This is a genomic window from Cytophaga hutchinsonii ATCC 33406 (assembly GCF_000014145.1).
Lineage (GTDB): Bacteria > Bacteroidota > Bacteroidia > Cytophagales > Cytophagaceae > Cytophaga > Cytophaga hutchinsonii.
In genome coordinates this window covers 2,896,931-2,918,568 of sequence record NC_008255.1, presented here as the reverse complement: position 1 = coordinate 2,918,568, position 21,638 = coordinate 2,896,931, and the positions used below count along the sequence as shown (strand labels likewise).

Here is a 21,638-nt window from a genome sequence, read left to right as displayed (position 1 = left end):
ATGAATGAATCCTGTGCTGCATGATTCATGCCACCGTGTTACACCAGGTACATCCGGGCTTATATGTTAAGAATGCTGCTTACTAAAGCGTCTTACAGCCTGATATATATTACTTGCTGCTGAACAGCAAAACCACTACGTAAATAATCGATACACCTAACAATATAATACCACCTTTTTTGAATAATGATTTTTTCTTATGATAGGATGCATCCTGCTTCTGAACAAGGATATCAGGAAATGCAAGTAATACAACACCTGCTAAAAATGGTATAAAAACGTCGATGTAGCTCATAATTTATGTTCTCCGTTTGAAATTTGTTTTTGTAATTTGAAATTTCAAGCACCGCTTTATCCTTCGTACAACTCAAGTGGAAGCCCATCCGGATCAGCGAAGAATGTAAAACGTTTGTTTGTTAAGGTATCGATGCGGACAGGTTCGCAGGTAATGCCTTTACCGGATAAATACGCAATTGAATTTTCTATGTTATCGACAGAAAAGGCCAGGTGTCTTAAACCGCAGGCTTCCGGGCGGCTCGGGCGTGCAGGCGGCCCGGGAAACGAAAATAATTCAATGATATACGTGCCGTTTATGGCCAGATCCAGTTTATAGGAATTACGTTCCGCACGAAATGTTTCCAATACAATGGTACAGCCAAGAACTTCAGTGTAGAATGTTTTGCTGCGTTCATAATCCGAACAGATTATGGCGATGTGGTGGACGGTTTTTAATCCAAGCATGAATAATTATAAGTTATGAGTTATACATTATGAATTAAAATTGTCTGAACTGCGATTTTTGTGATTGATTTGATTTAACTGAAATATATTGGAATAATAATCATATTCTTTCATGAAAATCAAAAGAATCATAGTTCAGCCTTCATACATTTTTCAAAATACCACAACTTCAGCAGATCCATATAGAACATAGAAGGAGCGGGGCCCAGCAGATTTTTTTCAATCGCGGGAATGAAAAGCCCGATACACGAAGTAACCAATCCGTTTATTTTTAATGCGGCTAATTTGCTATGCAGTTTTATTAATTTTGTTTTAGACGGAAGTTTTTGCTGCTTATATAAATCCACCAGCGTTTCAATGGATTGTTTTATTTTGTCTAAAAAAACAGCATTGGTATCAAGCCCTTCATGATATACAAAATTGTCGGTGTGTACAATATTGATACCATTTGCAGCCAGCGTCATTCCTAATAAGGTGTCTTCATGACCGTATTTCTGAATCGTGTCGTCTAACGGAAATTTCAGCAATACCTCTTTGCGGATCAATAAATTATTTAAGGTAAATGTATCGAATGGATTTTGATTTCTTTTTTCAGCGGAAATTTCTTCCCGTGCAATGCCGTAGGTCCAGCGCAATTTCTGATCGGGTGCAGGTACATTTTTTGTATAAGCAGTGCCTCCGCATATGCAGGTATTTACGATGTGTAAGAAGGGCAGGTATTTTTTTAAATAATCCTCCTTCGTAGGAATGGTATCTACATCTAAAAAAAGCAGCCATTCGTACGACGATTTTTTGATCAGTTCATTGCGTGTGCCCGCACGGCCGATATTTTTATCTGTACGGTAAATGTGCAGGTTTACAACCTTGTCCAGACCAGGCTTCCAGTTTGTATAGCTTTCAACGCTGCTGGCGTCATCAAATACAATGAGTTCAAAAGGAATGCCCAATGAAGAACATTGTCTGTGCAGCGTTGTTACTAATGTTGCAGGATTATATTCGTGAACTGGAATTAAAATTGAAAGGCCTTTCATTACACATGTGTTCCATGTTCCAGCACTTTCTTATCTGCTACACGTAAGGTACGTGCCGGATATTTTAAGAGGAACTGGTGATTGTGCGTGGCCATTAATACAGCTGTTCCGTTGCGGTTGATCTCAAAAAATAATTTCAGAATATCTTCTGCCACTTCCGGATCCAGGTTGCCAGTAGGTTCATCTGCCAGTAAGATAAGCGGCTCATTCAATAAGGCGCGTGCAATAACAACACGCTGCTGTTCACCACCCGATAGCTGATAGGGCATTTTATTCATGGAACTTGTTAAGCCCACACGCATTAGTACATCATTTAAACGGATTTTTATTTTAGCGGAATCTTTCCATCCGGTTGCTTTCATCACAAAAATCAGATTCTCTGCTACACTGCGGTCGTTCAGTAATTGAAAGTCCTGGAAGATAATACCCAGTTTTCTGCGAAGGAAAGGGATTTTTTTACGCTTGATTTTTTCAATGGGAAACCCGGCAACAGTTACTTTACCCGTTGGGTTCAGCAGATCAGCATAAAGTGTTTTTAATAGGGAAGACTTGCCGCAGCCTGTTCTGCCGATGAGATATACGAATTCGCCTTTGTTTATTTTGAATGTAACATCGTCTAATACTAATTCATTTTCCTGAAAAATATCAGCGTTTACTAATTCCAATACGGTCTCATTCGATTCTAACATATCTACATTCAGGCTAATGCGAATTTTTGTAATTTGCCAAATGGTAATTCGTCGATCAGTTGAAGGAACGCTTCTTCTTTACCTTCAAGCCCCAGTTTTTTTAATATTTTTAAAGGCCGGTCTGCTCTGAAGTACGCAACTAATACCATTTTTTCATCACGTAACTGAATATAGTCCGGAATCTTCGCTTTCCCTTTTACTTTGATAATAAACATATCAGAGCCGACAGGGGTTTTAACGAAAATATCTTCTTCCATGGTATTTCAGAAATGTAATAGTCTTTCCACGAATTTACTTCATAGAAAGACTATTAACAATGTTTTATAGATGAAATTAACCGTTTACTTTTTTATGATCGGCTAAAAATTTAGCTAAGCCGCTATCTGTAAGGGGGTGGTTCAATAAACCGGTGATTACATTTAACGGGCACGTAACAACATCTGCACCTACTTCTGCACAGTTAATTAAGTGCATGGTGTGACGTACAGAAGCAGCCAATACTTCAGTCTGGTAATCATAGTTTCTGTATATCCCGACGATCTGTGCAATCAGTTCCATGCCATCCTGAGAGATGTCGTCCAGACGGCCGATAAATGGAGATACATACGTTGCACCAGCCTTGGCAGCAAGTAGTGCCTGGCCAGCAGAGAATACCAATGTACAGTTTGTACGGATACCTTTCTGAGAGAAATATTTTATCGCTTTAATACCATCTTTAATCATAGGTACTTTCACAACAATCTTAGGATCAATCGTAATAAGCTCTTCGCCTTCTTCGATAATACCTTTATAATCGGTTGCAATTACTTCAGCACTAACATCACCATCTACAATATCACAGATCGCTTTGTAGTGCTTGAAAACATTATCTTTGCCAGAGATACCTTCTTTGGCCATTAACGAAGGGTTTGTTGTAACACCATCTAAAATACCAAGCTCTTGTGCTTCTCTAATTTCATTCAGGTTGGCAGTGTCAATAAAGAATTTCATATACAGGATAAATTTTTAATGTATTCGGTTAAAAGGTATAAATGGTTACAATAATCCTGAAACTATTTAATAGAAGTGAACTTCATCAAAACAGCATCAAGGAAATTGAATGAGATTTAATTGGAAAGATAGGGACAGAAATTGACTAAAAGAAGAGAAAAATAAAAAGGCAAACTGAATATCGCACCGCTACAACCACTTATCCTTGCTTCCTTCCGGACCTGGGGAGGTTCACAGGAGCTGGTCGTACCAGTCTGCCGGTACAAATGTACTCAAATTTACTTACGATACAAACTCCTTTAGAAACGAAAGATATTAAGCAACCGAAAAGTTCATCAGAGATAGGTAAAACTAAATGACAATGAATGTTTTAGGAGCACAATAAATAGTGTTTTTTTATTGGATGTGAAGTTAATTATTTTGTAATAATTAAAGATTCTGTAAACATTCAAACAAAAAATAATAGTATATGAATGATATATAATTATATGTAATATATCCATTTGGAATACAAAAAAATAGATTGCAATTTTTTACCCCACATTCTCGGATTAATTTAATTTAAAATGGGTTATATCCTATTAGTGCAATATTAAATTTTGTAAATGCTTATATATAAGTTAATTTTGTAATTGTATACATCGAATTACAATACTTTTTTATTTAACATATGAATATGAAAATCGGAATTCTAACATTTCTGTTTGCTGTTTGCGCTAGTATACAGGGATATGCCCAATGTAATAATTGTACAACTTCTTATGCTTCAAATGCTGCAATTGTTGCAACAGCTAATAATCAGGTAATTTGTATTTCCGGAGGAAGTTCATTTACATTTATTTCTACGTATAGAAATGTACGGTTGAAAATCTGCGCTCCGAATGTTCAACTGACCAATGTTCAGGTCGGAACAACCGCCCTGAGCAATACAATTGAAAGTTTTGGAGACAATACCCATATAACTTCCCTGGTAGCAGAAGCGGATACCTTTTCATTTATTGCTCATAATACAGGCGCACTTTTGTCTAGTGCAACCATTAACGGCAAGTCGTCTTTCCTTACTACAACAGGAGCCATACTTACGATTTCTCAGAATTTAAATCCGGGCGGGCAGATATTTTTTACTGCGGAAGAAAATTCAACCATAAACACACAGGAAATTACATCCAATCAAGGCGGTAGAATTATTGTCGGGAAAAACGCTCACTTTAACTCAACCGGAAAAGTGATCCTTCAAAATGAAGGGTTCGTTTTGAATAATGGAGAACTTACTGCTTCAGGAGATTTTACTGTACAGAACGGTGGAAACGCGCTGACAAATTTTTGTGGCGAATCGAAGATAACCATTGGCGGAAAGCTGATCATCAATAGTGGTAGAATATATAATGCAGGAACTGTTATTGCAGGAACCATTGCAATCAATGCAAATGCAGGACCGATTTACATGAATGAAGGTGCTGTGATGCAAGCCACAAATCTGGAAACAAATAATACCCCGAATTTATTCAGAGGAGATAGTATTCCTGCCGGGGAGTGTGCGTTATTTAAAATAACTTCTTACGGTTCATTTAACTCTGCCTTGTCGAATTCTTCTAAAATTAAATATTGCGGACCTTCAGCAACTGCTACACAATTAGGACAGGCAACACCGGATTGTAACTGTATTTCGGATAAAGCATTATGTACGCCTCTTTGCCTGCCACCTACAGCAGTAACGATCACTGCTCCCGTGAACAATGTATGTGCGGGAAGTTCAACGGTATTAACAGCGAATGCAAGTGGATTGAAAGCAGGGGATACCTATACATACAGCTGGTATAAAAACAGTGTTGTTCCCGCAAACCTGATCGTGACTAATACAAACACGAATACACTTACTGTTTCAGAGAGCGCCACCTATTTTGTTGTTGTTGCAAATACCATTAAGCCTGCTGCCTGTTCTACCCAAAATACGAGCGGCTTTACATTTACAGTAAATCCGATTCCGCCGCAGCCTACCGTAACGCCAAGCGGTCCGTTAACCTTCTGTAACGGTGGCTCTGTAACGCTTACCGCATCAACCGCAGGTTATACGGGCGGTACATACACGTGGTCAACCGGCGCCACCGGCAGTTCGCTGGTTGTAACTACATCAGGAACATATTCCGTAATCTATAAATCGGCCGCAGACTGTACGGCGCCAACTTCGGCATCCACAACAGTAACGGTAAATCCGATTCCGCCGCAGCCTACCGTAACAGCAAATGGTCCGACAACCTTCTGTAACGGTGGCTCGGTAACGCTTACCGCATCAACCGCAGGGTATACAGGTGGTACGTATACCTGGTCAACCGGCGCAACCGGCAGTTCGCTGGTTGTAACTACTTCAGGAACATATTCCGTAATCTATAAATCGGCCGCAGATTGTCCTGCACCAACTTCAGCATCCACAACAGTAACGGTAAATCCGATTCCGCCGCAGCCTACCGTAACAGCAAGCGGTCCGTTAATCTTCTGTAACGGTGGCTCGGTAACGCTTACCGCATCAACCGCAGGATATACCGGCGGTACGTATACCTGGTCAAACGGAGCAACCGGCAGTTCGCTGGTTGTAAGTACTTCAGGAACATATTCCGTAATCTATAAATCGGCCGCAGACTGTACGGCACCAACTTCAGAATCCACAACAGTAACGGTAAATCCGATTCCGCCGCAGCCTACCGTAACAGCAAGCGGTCCGTTAATCTTCTGTAACGGTGGCTCGGTAACGCTTACCGCATCAACCGCAGGATATACCGGCGGTACGTATACGTGGTCAAACGGAGCAACCGGCAGTTCGCTGGTTGTAAGTACTTCAGGAACATATTCCGTAATCTATAAATCGGCCGCAGACTGTACGGCGCCAACTTCGGCATCCACAACAGTAACGGTAAATCCGATTCCGCCGCAGCCTACCGTAACAGCAAGCGGTCCCTTAATCTTCTGTAATGGTGGCTCGGTAACCCTTACCGCATCAACCGCAGGTTATACCGGCGGTACATATACGTGGTCAACCGGCGCAACCGGCAGTTCATTGGTTGTAACTACATCAGGAACGTATTCCGTAATCTATAAATCGGGAGCGGACTGTACGGCACCAACTTCAGCTTCAACAACAGTAACGGTAAATCCGATTCCGCCGCAGCCTACCGTAACAGCAAGCGGTCCCTTAATCTTCTGTAATGGCGGTTCGGTAACCCTTACCGCATCAACCGCAGGTTATACCGGCGGTACATACACATGGTCAAACGGAGCAACCGGCAGTTCGCTGGTTGTAAGTACTTCAGGAACATATTCCGTAATCTATAAATCAGCCGCAGATTGTCCTGCGCCAACTTCGGCATCCACAACGGTAACGGTGAATCCGATTCCGCCGCAGCCTACCGTAACAACAAGCGGTCCGACAACCTTCTGTAATGGCGGTTCGGTAACGTTTACCGCATCAACCGCAGGATATACAGGTGGTACGTATACCTGGTCAAACGGAGCAACCGGCAGTTCGCTGGTTGTAAGTACTTCAGGAACATATTCCGTAATCTATAAATCGGCCGCAGACTGTCCTGCGCCAACTTCGGCATCCACAACGGTAACGGTGAATCCGATTCCGCCGCAACCCACAGTAACAGCAAGCGATCCGACAACCTTCTGTAACGGTGGTTCTGTAACCCTTACTGCATCTACAGCAGGATATACAGGTGGTACGTATACCTGGTCAAATGGAGCAACAGGTAATTCATTAGTTGTAAGTACTTCAGGAACGTATTCCGTAATCTATAAATCGGCCGCAGACTGTACGGCGCCAACTTCGGCATCCACAACAGTAACGGTAAATCCGATTCCGCCGCAGCCTACCGTAACAGCAAATGGTCCGACAACCTTCTGTAACGGTGGTTCTGTAACCCTTACTGCATCTACGGCAGGATATACAGGTGGTACGTATACCTGGTCAAATGGAGCAACCGGTAATGCATTGGTTGTAACTACATCAGGAACGTATACGGTTGATTATAAATCCGGCGCAGATTGTACGGCGCCAACTTCAGCTTCAACAACAGTAACGGTAAATCCGATTCCGCCGCAGCCTACCGTAACAGCAAGCGTTCCGACAACCTTCTGTAACGGCGGCTCGGTAACCCTTACTGCATCAACCGCAGGTTATACCGGCGGTACATACACATGGTCAAACGGAGCAACCGGTAATTCATTGGTTGTAACTACATCAGGAACGTATACGGTTGATTATAAATCCGGCGCAGATTGTACGGCGCCAACTTCGGCATCCACAACAGTAACGGTAAATCCGATTCCGCCGCAACCCACAGTAACAGCAAGCGATCCGACAACCTTCTGTAACGGTGGTTCTGTAACCCTTACTGCATCTACAGCAGGATATACAGGTGGTACGTATACCTGGTCAAATGGAGCAACAGGTAATTCATTAGTTGTAAGTACTTCAGGAACGTATTCCGTAATCTATAAATCGGCCGCAGACTGTACGGCGCCAACTTCGGCATCCACAACGGTAACGGTGAATCCGATTCCGCCGCAGCCTACCGTAACAGCAAATGGTCCGACAACCTTCTGTAACGGCGGCTCGGTAACCCTTACTGCATCTATGGCAGGATATACAGGTGGTACGTATACCTGGTCAAATGGAGCAACAGGCAGTTCGCTGGTTGTAAGTACTTCAGGAACGTATACGGTTGATTATAAATCCGGCGCAGATTGTCCTGCACCAACTTCAGCTTCAACAACAGTAACGGTGAATCCGATTCCGCCGCAGCCCACAGTAACAGCAAGCGTTCCGACAACCTTCTGTAACGGCGGCTCGGTAACCCTTACTGCATCTACAGCAGGATATACAGGTGGTACGTATACCTGGTCAAATGGAGCAACAGGTAATGCATTGATTGTAACTACATCGGGCATCTACAAAGTGGATTATAAATCAGACGTAGATTGTCCTGCACCAACTTCAGCTTCAACAACGGTAACGGTGAATCCAATTCCGCCAAAACCTGAAATCGCAACTACTACACCCGCAACGTTTTGTTCAGGAGATTCAATTATACTTCGTGCAAGCAGTTTGGGTTTTAGCGGAGGAACATTTAACTGGTCTAATGGTTCAGCGGTTAATCCATTAAAAGTAACTGCATCCGGTAAATATTCCGTTACGTATACGTCATCAAATGATTGCCCCTCTGCAGCTTCGGATAGTATTGAAGTAACGGTTAATCCAATCCCTCCAAAGCCCGAAATAGCAACTACTACACCGGCAACGTTTTGTTCGGGAGATTCAATTATACTTCGTGCAAGCAGTTTGGGTTTTAGCGGAGGAACATTTAACTGGTCTAATGGTTCAGCGGTTAATCCATTAAAAGTAACTGCATCCGGTAAATATTCCGTTACGTATACGTCATCAAACGATTGCCCCTCTGCAGCTTCGGATAGCATTGAAGTAACGGTTAATCCAATTCCGCCAAAACCTGAAATCGCAACTACTACACCCGCAACGTTTTGTTCAGGAGATTCAATTATACTTCGTGCAAGCAGTTTGGGTTTTAGCGGAGGAACATTTAACTGGTCTAATGGTTCAGCGGTTAATCCATTAAAAGTAACTGCATCCGGTAAATATTCCGTTACGTATACGTCATCAAATGATTGCCCCTCTGCAGCTTCGGATAGCATTGAAGTAACGGTTAATCCAATCCCTCCAAAGCCCGAAATAGCAACTACTACACCGGCAACGTTTTGTTCGGGAGATTCAATTATACTTCGTGCAAGCAGTTTAGGTTTTAGCGGAGGAACATTTAACTGGTCTAATGGTTCGGCGGTTAATCCATTAAAAGTAACTGCATCCGGTAAATATTCCGTTACGTATACGTCATCAAACGATTGCCCATCTGCCGCTTCGGATAGTATTGAAGTAACGGTGAATCCAATTCCGCCAAAACCTGAAATCGCAACTACTACACCGGCAACGTTCTGTTCAGGAGATTCAATTATACTTCGTGCAAGCAGTTTGGGTTTTAGCGGAGGAACATTTAACTGGTCTAATGGTTCGGCGGTTAATCCATTAAAAGTAACTGCATCCGGTAAATATTCCGTTACGTATACGTCATCAAACGATTGCCCATCTGCAGCTTCGGATAGCATTGAAGTAACGGTGAATCCGATTCCGCCGGCGCCAAGAATAGATACTGACGGCCCAACTGTTTTCTGCATGGGTGGTTCTGTCGTTCTTTCAGCATCGAGCGCTGGTTTTACTGGAGGAACATTTAACTGGTCTAATGGTTCAGCCGATAACCCATTAAAAGTAACTGCATCCGGTAAATATGCGGTTACGTATACTTCATCAAATGATTGCCCTTCTGCAGCTTCAGATACTATTGAAGTTACCGTTAACCCAATACCTCCGCAGCCTGCTGTACAAGCAGACGGCCCATTAACATTCTGTCCGGGAGAAACAGTTACCATGTCTGCCGTGACAACAAATTTTACAGGTACATTTGAATGGTTTAAAGAAGATGTTTCATTGGGTACCGATGCTGCTGTTACATTAAGTGAAGCAGGTAATTATCGGGTATACTTTAAAACGGATGCAGGCTGTGCGGCAAACCTTTCAAAAGAATTTTCGATACGTTATTCCCCTGATAATTCTCCTGTCGATTTAGGAAAAGATATCGTAACCTGTCAGAACTATATTGATCTGCATGCTGTAACGCCTGCAGTAGGTAAAGGCAAGTGGTCGGTATATGAAGCAATTGCTACAACGTTTGCCAGTAAAACAGATTCAAACAATGTTCGTGTACTTGGCTTGCAGGCAGGTTCAACCTATTCGTTTATCTTTACTGTTTCTGAAGGATGCGGACGTGAAAAATCAGATACGATTAGTATTCGGGCTGGTCTGCCTGATTTTGATATTACATCGTTGCAGATTCCGATGGATACCTTATGTGTTGGTGTATCCAGAAGGGTAGAAGCTTTTGCTACCGGCGGCTCTGACCATTATAGCTATGCATGGATCAACGCAGCAACGAAGGATACCATCACAACCTACCGGAATTACCTCGATATTGTTCCGGATGGCATGGATAATATTTATTATGTATATGTGAACGATTTAGACCAGGCTGGTTGCAGAACGTTTCAGGATACCCTTACCATTCACGCGATTGATAAACAAATGCTTCTTATTCCAAATCTGATTACACCAAATGAGGATGGTAAGAACGATGAATTGAAAATTGTTGAGGTGAATAATTATGATAAAAAAATGTTCTCTGCAAACTCTTACATTGAGATCTATAATCGTTGGGGAAACCGTGTGTATGAAGCCAATAATTACGACGGAACATGGAAGGCGGATAACACAGAAGACGGAGTTTATTATTATTATTTAAAACCAGGCTGCGGTCACGAGGAATACAAAGGCTGGCTTCAGATTTTAGCTAAATCTAATTAAGTTTTAAACATAAAAAGAAAGAGGTTCGTTATACAGATAACGAACCTCTTTCTTTTTATGTTGATTTATTTAAAAACAGCTTACTCTGCTTTAGACAAATATTTTTCTGTTTACATCAAAGTTTTCTAAGAAATCAGCCACTCTGCGAACAAACATACCGCCTAGTGAACCATCAATTGCGCGATGATCGTAAGAGTGTGATAAGAACATCATATGGCGGATACCAAGTGTATCGCCTTGTGGTGTTTCAATAACAGCAGGTTTTTTAACCACAGCACCCAACGCAAGAATGGCTGCCTGAGGCTGAACAATGATAGGCGTTCCCATTAAATTACCGAAAGAGCCGACATTTGAAACGGTATAGGTTCCTCCGGAAAGATCATCCGCTGTAAGTTTATTCTGACGGGCACGCTTTGCCAGGTCATTTACTTTTTTAGTAAGTCCTACAATGTTTAACTGATCTGCATTTTTAATTACAGGAACAATTAAATTACCATTCGGAAGTGCAACCGCTATACCGATATTGATATCTTTTTTTACAATGATTTTATCGTCTTCAATAGAGATGTTAACCATCGGGTAATCTTTTATTGCTTTAACAACGGCTTCAATGAAAATAGGTGTAAATGTTAAGGCAACATTTTCACGTTCCATGAAATCATTTTTCCAGCGGTTTCTCCAGTATACAATATTGGTTACATCTGCTTCAACAAAAGATGTAACGTGCGGAGAAATGCGTTTTGATTCAACCATGCGGTCTGCAATCATCTTACGCATGCGATCCATTTGTATGATTTCTACATTACCGCTTTGAGAAGAAGCAGGTTTGTTCACATAAACAGGTTCAGCAACTGGTGCTTTTTGTTCCGTTGCCTGTGGTGTTTCGTTAACAACAGTTTCCTGAGTAACAGCCGTTACCTTACCTTCTTTTTTAGCCTGCAGGTAATCGAACAGATCATTTTTTGTAACACGTCCGTCTTTGCCTGTACCGGCAATGGTTTCAACTTCCGCCAAAGATATATTTTCCTGGCGAGCAATATTTAAAACCAATGGCGAATAGAATCTTCCGCCTTTGGCACCAGCTGTATGAGCGGGGATATGAGTCTGAGGAGTGGAGACAGGTATTTTTTCAGCCACAGCTGTCTGTTGTACTGTTTGTGTAGTTGCCGTACCAGAATTTGTATTTGCCGCAGGAGCAGTGGTTGCAGGCTCACTATTTGCCGCCTGATTGACGTCGGTTTCAATAAGAGCTATCGCTGTTCCTACCTGAACAACATCACCCTGATTCGCTTTTATTTCTTTTAAAATTCCGTTAAATGGAGAAGGCACTTCTGTGTCTACTTTGTCTGTAGCTACTTCCAAAACAGATTCATCTTGTTGGATACGATCTCCCGGTTTTTTCAACCAGTTTAAAATCGTTCCTTCCATTACGCTTTCTCCCATTTTGGGCATTACCAATTCAACCAAGGCCATGAATGACGGAATTTTATTTAATTACTAGGTACAAAAATACGCTTTTTTTATTAAGTCGCATGCTTTTATAGAACGTGAATCCCAGAATAATCCCCAAAGGATCATTCTCACAGATAAAACCCTATCACTCTTTTTAAAGAACTTTTTAGTTGAAAACAAAAGGTAAAGGCTTAACAGTTAGTGGTAACCGTTATTTTACTTCTTTTAATTGTCTGCGGACAAGATTCAGAATGGCTAACGCTGTCATCCGGATATTGTTTTCACGAATGTTTGAAAGCTGAAGTTTTAGTGTCACAACTTTTGATTCATCGGCATATGCAATCCATATGGTACCTACAGGCTTTTCTTCTGTGCCGCCATCCGGGCCGGCTATTCCGCTTGCCGAAACACCAATGGATGCGCCGAATTTTTTGCGTACTTCAGCAGCCATTATTTTGACAGTCTCTTCGCTTACAGCGCCGTATTTGGATAAAACTTCAGCAGGTACATCTAAAAAATCTGTTTTGATTTTATTTTGATAAGCAACAACAGACCCGGAATAATACGCTGAAGCGCCTGCTACAGAAGTGAGCAGATGTGCCAGGTAACCACCGGTACAGCTCTCTGCCGTAGCGATGGTTTTGTTTTGTTTTTTCAGTAATTGACCAACGGTATATTCCAGCGTATCTGCATCAAAGCCATATACATATTTTTCAATGGAAGGAAGTACTGAGTCTACCTGCTGTTGAATTTCAGCCTGCAGCTGTTCAAGGTTATCACCGGAGCCGGTTAGCCGTAATTTTACTTCTCCTGCAGAGGGTAAGTAGGCGAGGCCCATGTACGGCGGTAACGCAGCTTCCCAATCAGCAATCAGTTCCGCGAGTGTTGTTTCACCTACACCGCTTGTTTTAATAACACGGTGTATAATATGAGGTGTCTGAAACCGGTGTTTAAGTTTATCAAAACCAACATCACTTAAAATCCCTTTCATTTCAAAAGGAACACCGGGTAACGAAATATAAACCACGCCATTTACATCAAACCACATACCTGGTGCTGTACCATGTCTATTGGTCAAAACCTCACAGTTAGAGGGTATCAGTGCCTGTTCTTTGTTTAATGCATTCATAACACGGCCACGGATAAAAAAAAGATTTTCGAGATGCGCCAGTACTGCATCATTCCAAACCAATTCGGTTTTAAAATAGGTACACAACGTTTTTTTTGTGATATCATCGTTGGTAGGACCAAGGCCACCGGTTAATATAACAATGCTGGAACGCTGACTTGCTTCGCGCAGCATTTGTAAGATTTCGTCTGCTTTGTCGCTTACTGAAGACTTCCGGCGTGTTTTAATTCCAAGCTTATCTAATTCAGCACTGATCCATTGAGAATTTGTATCTGTAATCTGTCCGTATAAGATCTCATCACCAATGGTTATGATATCGGCGTATATATGTGTATTCATGATAAATTACTTCACAAAACGAAGTACTGTATTTGTGTTTTTAATTTGAATGAAATAAAGTCCTGCAGCCAAGTTAGAAACATTCAGCTGAACTTGATTGTTCGCGCTATGAATATTTTTTTTCTCTGAAATGAATTGTCCTGTTGCATTAAATAATTCCACATCAATCGTTTCGGAAACATTACTTTGAAACTCAAGAATCAACACGTCCTGCGCGGGTATGGGAAACACGCGGACATCTGTCGTATTCAGCTGACCGGTAGTATTTAAGGGAGGAGAGGTGATCACAAAGGTATGCTCAACAGAATCGATACAGGCTTCGTTACTTGCCTTTAATATTACCGTATACATATCCGGCAGCGCATATGCATGCATCGGATTTTCATCGGTTGATGTCTGGCCGTCTCCGAAATCCCAAAGAAGGGATTGGTATTGTGGCGTTTCATTAATGAATGCAGATTCATTTGTTGCTGTTGCTGTAGTATAACTAAATGCTGCTACAGGTCTTTTATCAAGAATTGCATACGTTGAAAATGCAGATTCATATAAGGAATCCATACTTGTAATGTAAATGGTATCAGCAACAGAAACATTGGCCAGTGTATAGGCATTTCCTTTAAATACTGGCACAGATGCCAGTACAGGTTTTTCTGAATAAAAATTAAATAGTTGGCCGGGTGTTGGTTTTATGATTAAATCAGTGGCATCATTGCGGCAGATTTTTACAGAATCTGCTTTAGGTACAGGGGCTGTATGTATTTCAATAAATTTTTGTCTTGCCCGTGCTGCTGCAAGTTTTAGGTTTAGCAAAGTGGTGTGGGAAGTAAGTAATGCAAAGGCAATGGTAACGGTATCGTTCGGTTTTAAATGATTGATGCGCCCGGCCATGGTCATTGAGATATCGTTTCCGCTTGAATTTGTTCCGGCAGCGAAACGGCCGAAGCCGCTTGATATGGATCTGAATTTTTCGGCATCGTCATACCCATCATTCGGGTTTATGTTTGTTCCACCCACAAATGAATTGTCCATGGCGTAATAGTTAACCGTTTGATTTGTTAATAAGGAGATGCCGGCATATAAGTCATTTGAGGTGATATTATAGGCATATCCCAAGCGTGCATCTACATCATATCCGGCACGGTTGGAATAATAATTTTCTATATCCCAATCGATAAAATGACCCACATATAACGAATCAATTTGTGTCAAAGAATGATTAATAATTTTATATTCCAGGAATAGGGTATTAGCCTGATCTGAAGTATTGAAGGCATACGAGCGCTGAATACATTCAATACCCTGTATGTTTGTATTGGTTGAAGAAGAATCATTGAATCGGGATACTACTTCGCGGTACTTGATAGGGCTGGAAAAGAAACCAGGTGTAGTGAGTGATTTGAAATCCATTTCCGTTGTTGTAGTTCCGCGTACGCAATCGGAAATTTTTGTTGGCGATTGACCGATCAGTAAACCTCCTTCATAAATAACATTAATTCCCTCTGAAAGAAAACCTATGCCAACCGTGTTGTACATATCCTGATAGCCAAACCGTCCGTTTGAAGTGATAGTGGTTTGCACATGATCGTTGTATAGTGTTGTATAGGCAGGGTTGATCTGGATCTTGAAATATTGATAATCGGTGTATGCTTTCGCCGGATCTGTATAACCAATGCGAAACTCAATGACCTGATCATTCTGCGCGGTATTTTTTATAACAAATTTAAACGGTGAGGAAGCATTTGATTTAGCCTGCAGACTGTCTATGACCGATGCCTGAAATGTGTTTGAAATAACAGTTATATCCGGTGAAGTACAAGACAGATCAATGGTTAAAGTAGCAGAAGGTCGTAAATAGTTAAAAAAATCTGCTGTTACATATACGGTATCTCCTGTATACAACAGATTGCTGTAAGCAGATTTCAGCACTAAATTTTTATAGCGGATAGCAGGAGATTGCGTATCAGTTAATGCTCTGTAGACATTGATTCTTCCTTTGCCCATTTTTTCCTTATACAGTGCATTTTCGGGGAATGTATCAACGATGTCGGCCGTTACACGTAATAATTCTGCAGCCTGTAAGGCAGAAATGTTCGGAAAATGCGAACGCACCAGCGCTGCCGCTCCTGCAACAACCGGGCTTGCAGCAGACGAGCCGTCCTGTTTCATGTAGCCGTTACCTGGAATTGTTGTATACAAATTCATTCCCTGCGCACCAATGTCAACAGAACGTGCATACGTTGCCTTGTAGCAGCATGCCCAGTTTGTAAAACTTGCACGGGTATCAATGTATTTATTTGCAGCGGAAGAGAACATGGTATCCATTGCAATAACAGAAAGTACATTATCATATGCCGCAGGATAATAATCGGCCTCCTGGTCTGTGTTGCCGGCGGCTGCTACAAGTAACACATCTTTATTGATGGCTGCATAATTAATCACATCCTGATCAACGGATGAATAATTTCCTACTCCGCCCCAGGACAAATTGATTACTTTGCAATTGTGGTTTGCTGCATAAATTATACCATCATACCCTTTACTAATGGCACCGGAAGTGCCGTCCAGCGATGCTTTAATAGGAAGTATTTTTGAGTTGTATGCAATACCTGCTCCGCCCAGCGAATTGTTTGCCGTAGCGCCCGCTACGCCTGCTACGGTGGCTCCGTGGTTTGCAGAAGGAGAAACATTCGGGTCGTTGTCGCCATTGGCTAGATCCCAGCCCTGATAATTATCAACATATCCATCTCCGTCGTCATCTATACCATTGATCGGATCTGCCAGGTTGTAGGCAATATTATCTTTAATGTCGTTGTGCGTAAAATCAACCCCGGTATCAATGATGCCAATAACAACGTTCGGGTTTCCCTGTTCAATGGCCCAGGCTTTATACGCACCCATACGGCCTAAATAATGCTGGTTGCCGCTGGTAACTGCCGGATCGTTGGGATAAAATTCCGCTTGTTTTTCCTGAATATAGTTTAATTCTACATAATCAAAATAGCCGAAGGACATTACTAAACGTGCAAAAGAGGGGAGTTCTTCTTTTGTTTTGCCTTCAAGGGTTATTGTATAAATACGTGATAAGTCTACGTGATCCGGTTCTGTTGGCGCTTCAATACCAGGAAATGTTTTACACACCGTTTTAAGAATTGCCGGCGCAATTTTTATCTTAAATGTTTCCACACTGTTTGCATCCTTGAAAAATGTGATGAATTCCGGTTTCACTTTAATTAACAGGATGTTTGCTTCAAAATCTGCCGGAACAGCTTTTTTTTGTGCATACACATTCAGGCTGCTGAAAATCAAAAAAAGTATACCTGCAATGTGTTGAAATCTAATGGTTATAATGTGTTTCATCGTGTGGATGTTGTCCTAAACAGGAAATAACTAAGTTATCTGTATAATAGCTAACATACGTAAAAAGTAACCTTTCCAGATGAAAATTATGAGGTAAATATGTGTCAGGCAGCAGAAGTGATTCGTTTAAATCTGTTTAATCTGTATCCGGGTGTTAAATTATTGATTTATTCGGATCGAAGGTTTTTACTTCAGCTTTTGATCCGTAACTTCGAAATACGAATTATCCAGTATTGACAACATTTCTATGGCAAAAAATAAAGAACCTGAAGTAGGCTCCTCCGAACATAAATTAAAAATCAGGAATATAAAACTGAGTGACTACGATGATATTTTTGAGATCATGGAATCTGTATACGCTGATATCGGCGGCCCCTGGACGAAAAAAGAACTGCGTTCACATTTAAACCATTTTCCTGAAGGGCAAATCTGTATTGAAGATAATGGTAAAGTGATTGCGGCTGCATTCAGTCTGATTGTGAACTATTCCAATTATGGAGATAAACATACGTATCAGCAGATAACCGGCGACGGGCTTTTAACCAATCACGATCCGGAAGGAGATACGCTGTATGGAATAGATATCTTTGTACATCCCGAATTCAGGGGCTTACGATTGGGGCGCCGTTTGTATGATGCGCGTAAAGAACTGTGTGAAAAATTAAACCTTCGTGCAATCATTGTGGGCGGCAGAATTCCGGGCTATAAAAATTTCGCTAAAAAATTAACACCGCGTCAATACATTGAAGAAGTTAAGAAAAAAGAAATCTTTGATCCGGTATTGACATTTCAGTTGGCCAATGATTTTCACTTGCGGAAAATCATTCAGGGATACCTTCCGGATGACCGCGATTCAAAGGCATACGCCGCATTACTGGAATGGAAAAATGCCTTGTATGAAATTGAAGAAACATTGTTTGGCGGAAATAAATCGCTGGTACGTGTAGGTTTGGTGCAGTGGAAAATGCGTAACATGGCTTCTGTTGATGAGCTTTACCGCATGATCGAATTTTTTGTAGATACCGTTTCCGGTTATAAAGCGGATTTCTGTGTATTCCCGGAATTCTTTAATGCCCCGTTAATGGCCAGATACAATCAGAACTCTGCTTCTGATGCGGTGCGTGCCTTAGCAGATTATACGGAAGAGATCCGTGCTAAAATGATGGAACTGGCTGTATCGTATAACATCAATATTATTGCAGGCAGTATGCCTAAATATGAAGATGATGGTCTGTACAACGTTTCTTATTTATGCCGTAGAGATGGTACGTGGGATTATCAGTATAAATTGCATGTAACACCTGATGAAGCCAATTACTGGGGTTTACAGGGCGGAGATAAATTAAAGGTATTTGAAACAGATGCCGGAAAGATTGCGATCCTGATTTGTTTCGATATTGAATTCCCTGAACTATCGCGCTTACTTGCCGATAAGGGCGTGAACATTATTTTCGTTCCGTTCTTAACCGATACCAAGTCTGCGTTCATTCGTGTACAGCGCTGTGCGCAGGCACGTGCCATTGAAAACGAATGTTATGTTGCAATTTCAGGCAGTGTTGGTAATTTACCGGGTGTTGAGAATATGGATATTCAATATGCACAGTCAGGCATATTTTCTCCATCTGATTTTATATTCCCGCATGACGCTACACTGGCTGAAGCAACGCCGAATACAGAAACAACCTTGATCGCTGACCTGGATCTGGATCTGTTGAAGCGTCAGCGTAAGTTTGGTTCGGTTCGTAATATGGAAACGCGGCGCAATGATTTATATGAGCTGCGCTGGCTGAACAAAAAAGATGAAGATGATAATCATTAAATAAAAAAAGTCATCACGCGTTAAGCGTGATGACTTTTTTATTGATATAGAAAGGATGTTAAACAGAGAAACTTTCTCCGCAACCACAGGTTCTGCTGGCATTTGGATTTACGAAATGAAATCCTTTGCCATTCAAGCCATCTGTAAAGTCAAGTGTTGTACCCAGCAGATACAGTAAGCTTTTTTTGTCCACTAAGATTTTTACACCTTTATCTTCAAAAACCTGATCGGCTTCATCAATTTTATTGTCAAAATCCAAATCATACATCAAGCCAGAACAACCGCCGCCCTTAACAGAAACACGAATGTTATACTCTTCTGTGTATCCTTCACGTGCGCGAAGATCGGCTACGTGATTTTTTGCTTTATCTGTTATTGAAATCATGGTTTTACAAAATTACTTTTATACGTAACGTTAAAAAAGCATAAAGAGTTCTTGTTTAACGTTGTAAATGTACAAAGGAATTCGTTGAATGATGAAATAAGTAAGAAAATAAGCGCCTTAGTTTGTCCAGGCACTCTTGCTTTTTCTTACTTTTTTGTAATCTTTTTTACAGCTTTTGCTGGCACGCACACAACTAGCACCTAAGAACAGGAGTATTGTTAAGCCAATAAGGATTTGTTTTGTTTTCATGTGAGTGGAGGATTATAAATTATACTTTGAAGTGAGGATCATTTTTTCTTCTTTTCTTGATTTTTTTCACATTCTGGCGACATGTTTTACTTGATTTAACACAATCAGTAAACGTTCCCACTGTAAAAGCAAGTATAAGGAAGAGTGCTATTTTTTTCATAAATTTAACGCTTATTAGTCGAGTTAATACTAGTAAAGTTATAAAAAGTAACCAATTAATTCAAATTAATGGACAGCTCAAAACGTACAGAATTATCTGAAATTGGCGAATTTGGCCTTATTGACCGATTAAAGGAGTTTTTACCCGCAAAATCGGATAAAGTAATTAAGTCTATCGGCGATGATGCAGCTGTAATAAGAACCGATGAAAATGTATTTCAGTTCATTTCTACCGATTTATTGATGGAAGGCGTGCATTTTGACCTTGCTTATACACCGTTAAAACATTTAGGCTACAAATCAGTAGCGGTGAATGTTTCTGACATAGCAGCGATGAATGGTACTGCATCTCATATTGTAGTGGGAATTGCTTTGAGTAACCGTTTTTCTGTAGAAGCTATTGAAGAATTATATACAGGTATGAAACTGGCCTGTGATGCTTATTCCATTGATCTGGTTGGCGGCGATACTACATCCAGCAGAAGTGGCTTGGGTATTTCTGTTACTGTTGTGGGTGAAGGCAGGGAAGAAGAAGTTGCGTACAGAAGCGGTGCGCAGGTGAATGATCTGATCTGCGTAACAGGCGATCTGGGAGCAGCGTTTATGGGGCTTCAGGTGTTGGAAAGGGAAAAGCAGGTATATCTGGCTAACCCCGAGATGCAGCCTGAATTGCTGGATAAGGAATATATTGTACAGCGCCAGTTACGGCCGGAGGCACGTGTTGATGTTATTAAAAGTTTTAAAACGTTAGGGTTAAAACCAAATGCCATGATTGATGTGTCGGATGGTTTAGCTTCTGAACTGCTGCATATCTGCAAAGAATCAAACGTAGGCGCCTATATCTACGAAGATAAATTGCCCATTGATCCGATGACTTTTGATACCGCACGGGAGTTTGAACTGGACCCGCTAACAATCATGCTGAACGGAGGCGAAGACTATGAATTGCTGTTCACGATTCCGCAGGCGGATTATGAAAAAGTCAGAAACCATCCGGATATTTCTGTGATCGGTTATATAAAATCAGCAGATGAAGGTGTTAATATTTATACCAAGGGAGATCATTTAGTACCCGTAACGGCACAGGGCTGGAATCACTTTAAGGCTTAATGCTTAACGCAGAAAGCCTAATGCTTTTAGCTTTCCGCGTTAGGCCAATTTAATCTTCCGGATATGGTATAAATAAAAAGTTTGTAAACTCTTTATCTACCACAAACAGGCAGCAGAACTCTTCCGGGTCTTTATAGGTAGATTGAAAAGCATCAAATTTATCTTTGTCAATAAATCCCAGTTGCTGGAATTCATCTCCGGTAGAAAAGTAATAATTCCATTGTGTCTCTACTTCTGTTTTTCCAAGCAGCAATTGCCCGAAAGGTAAGCTGGCTTTGCAGATCGGGAAGATCGGATATTCTGAAATGCCGCGCGCTTTTAATTGATAGGCTGCTTCTTTCAGGGTGTCACATACTTTTATAAAATCTGAAGATACGGTCCCTAAAAATTTACCATTGATTTCGGGGTCGTTTGATTGGTCACTCATTCGTTTAAATTAGAAATGTATGTGTTGTATAGTTTATATCAGCCTTGTTCTCCGTAGGGTTGGATGATAAATAGTACATTATCGCCGGATTGTGTAATACATTGATATCCGATTTTTGCATTTCTTAAAAATGCTTCAATTTCAGTCTTGTCATTTTCATTCACAATAAAAGAATCTTCAAGCTTTATTGTACTTGCCAGCATGTTGTCTTGTGCCAGTGCTCTGATTGTATTGATGTTTAATTCCATAGCTTTTATTCAGTTTTTGATGTTACTGAA

Annotated in this window: 16 protein-coding genes and 1 other RNA gene; 3 read left to right on the top strand and 14 right to left on the bottom strand. The window is 41.1% G+C overall.

Annotated elements, in window-relative coordinates; genetic code table 11:
* Window positions 1-109: 109 nt before the first annotated feature.
* The 7 genes from CHU_RS12335 to ffs form a co-directional block, all read right to left on the bottom strand.
* On the bottom strand, window positions 110-295 hold the full coding sequence (locus CHU_RS12335; RefSeq protein ID WP_011585902.1) for a hypothetical protein: 186 nt from the start codon (window positions 293-295) through the stop codon (window positions 110-112).
* A 56-nt stretch (window positions 296-351) separates the two neighbouring features.
* Window positions 352-741, bottom strand: a complete 390-nt coding sequence (locus CHU_RS12330; protein WP_011585901.1) for a VOC family protein — start codon at window positions 739-741, stop codon at window positions 352-354.
* A gap of 128 nt (window positions 742-869) precedes the next feature.
* Window positions 870-1,772 (bottom strand): glycosyltransferase family 2 protein, encoded by a 903-nt coding sequence (locus tag CHU_RS12325; protein WP_011585900.1) that lies wholly within the window; start codon window positions 1,770-1,772, stop codon window positions 870-872.
* The gene (locus CHU_RS12320) at window positions 1,772-2,461 is read right to left on the bottom strand and encodes a cell division ATP-binding protein FtsE (protein WP_041932375.1); all 690 of its coding nucleotides are present in this window, start codon (window positions 2,459-2,461) and stop codon (window positions 1,772-1,774) included. The genes CHU_RS12325 and CHU_RS12320 overlap by 1 nt, the downstream gene beginning before the upstream one ends.
* 8 nt (window positions 2,462-2,469) lie before the next feature.
* Entirely contained in the window at window positions 2,470-2,676 is a 207-nt protein-coding gene (locus CHU_RS12315; RefSeq protein WP_041932742.1) for a hypothetical protein, read from the bottom strand.
* Window positions 2,677-2,794: 118 nt separating this feature from the next.
* Window positions 2,795-3,451 (bottom strand): fructose-6-phosphate aldolase, encoded by a 657-nt coding sequence (gene fsa / locus CHU_RS12310; protein WP_011585897.1) that lies wholly within the window; start codon window positions 3,449-3,451, stop codon window positions 2,795-2,797.
* A gap of 165 nt (window positions 3,452-3,616) precedes the next feature.
* Window positions 3,617-3,710, bottom strand: an RNA gene (gene ffs, locus CHU_RS19290) — signal recognition particle sRNA small type.
* 417 nt (window positions 3,711-4,127) lie between these two features.
* Here ffs and CHU_RS12305 point away from each other — a divergent pair.
* A complete protein-coding gene (locus CHU_RS12305) occupies window positions 4,128-10,934 on the top strand; it encodes a gliding motility-associated C-terminal domain-containing protein (RefSeq protein WP_238379276.1) in 6,807 nt (2,268 codons plus the stop codon).
* Between the two features lie 90 nt (window positions 10,935-11,024).
* Here CHU_RS12305 and CHU_RS12300 read toward each other — a convergent pair whose 3' ends face one another.
* From CHU_RS12300 to CHU_RS12290, 3 genes are all read right to left on the bottom strand, one after another.
* A complete protein-coding gene (locus CHU_RS12300; RefSeq protein WP_011585895.1) occupies window positions 11,025-12,407 on the bottom strand; it encodes a dihydrolipoamide acetyltransferase family protein in 1,383 nt (460 codons plus the stop codon).
* A gap of 190 nt (window positions 12,408-12,597) precedes the next feature.
* Window positions 12,598-13,854, bottom strand: coding sequence for a competence/damage-inducible protein A (locus CHU_RS12295; RefSeq protein ID WP_011585894.1), 1,257 nt, complete (start codon window positions 13,852-13,854; stop codon window positions 12,598-12,600).
* Window positions 13,855-13,860: 6 nt separating this feature from the next.
* Window positions 13,861-17,211 (bottom strand): S8 family serine peptidase, encoded by a 3,351-nt coding sequence (locus tag CHU_RS12290; RefSeq protein WP_011585892.1) that lies wholly within the window; start codon window positions 17,209-17,211, stop codon window positions 13,861-13,863.
* Between the two features lie 247 nt (window positions 17,212-17,458).
* Here CHU_RS12290 and CHU_RS12285 point away from each other — a divergent pair, with 247 nt between their 5' ends.
* The gene (locus CHU_RS12285; RefSeq protein ID WP_011585891.1) at window positions 17,459-19,030 is read left to right on the top strand and encodes a bifunctional GNAT family N-acetyltransferase/carbon-nitrogen hydrolase family protein; all 1,572 of its coding nucleotides are present in this window, start codon (window positions 17,459-17,461) and stop codon (window positions 19,028-19,030) included.
* 58 nt (window positions 19,031-19,088) lie between these two features.
* Here the strand turns inward: CHU_RS12285 and CHU_RS12280 are convergent, their stop codons facing one another.
* Both CHU_RS12280 and CHU_RS19805 read right to left on the bottom strand, forming a co-directional pair.
* The gene (locus tag CHU_RS12280; protein ID WP_011585890.1) at window positions 19,089-19,415 is read right to left on the bottom strand and encodes a HesB/IscA family protein; all 327 of its coding nucleotides are present in this window, start codon (window positions 19,413-19,415) and stop codon (window positions 19,089-19,091) included.
* Between the two features lie 117 nt (window positions 19,416-19,532).
* Window positions 19,533-19,664, bottom strand: a complete 132-nt coding sequence (locus CHU_RS19805) for a hypothetical protein (RefSeq protein WP_256235589.1) — start codon at window positions 19,662-19,664, stop codon at window positions 19,533-19,535.
* Window positions 19,665-19,892: 228 nt separating this feature from the next.
* Here CHU_RS19805 and thiL point away from each other — a divergent pair, with 228 nt between their 5' ends.
* Window positions 19,893-20,933 carry a thiamine-phosphate kinase gene (gene thiL, locus CHU_RS12275; protein WP_011585889.1) on the top strand — a complete coding sequence of 347 codons (1,041 nt, stop codon included), beginning with the start codon at window positions 19,893-19,895 and terminating at the stop codon, window positions 20,931-20,933.
* A gap of 49 nt (window positions 20,934-20,982) precedes the next feature.
* Here the strand turns inward: thiL and CHU_RS12270 are convergent, their stop codons facing one another.
* Complete coding sequence (locus CHU_RS12270; RefSeq protein ID WP_011585888.1) at window positions 20,983-21,360, bottom strand: hypothetical protein; 378 nt, start codon at window positions 21,358-21,360, stop codon at window positions 20,983-20,985.
* A 38-nt stretch (window positions 21,361-21,398) separates the two neighbouring features.
* Window positions 21,399-21,608, bottom strand: coding sequence for a hypothetical protein (locus CHU_RS12265; RefSeq protein WP_011585887.1), 210 nt, complete (start codon window positions 21,606-21,608; stop codon window positions 21,399-21,401).
* Between the last annotated feature and the right edge of the window lie 30 nt (window positions 21,609-21,638).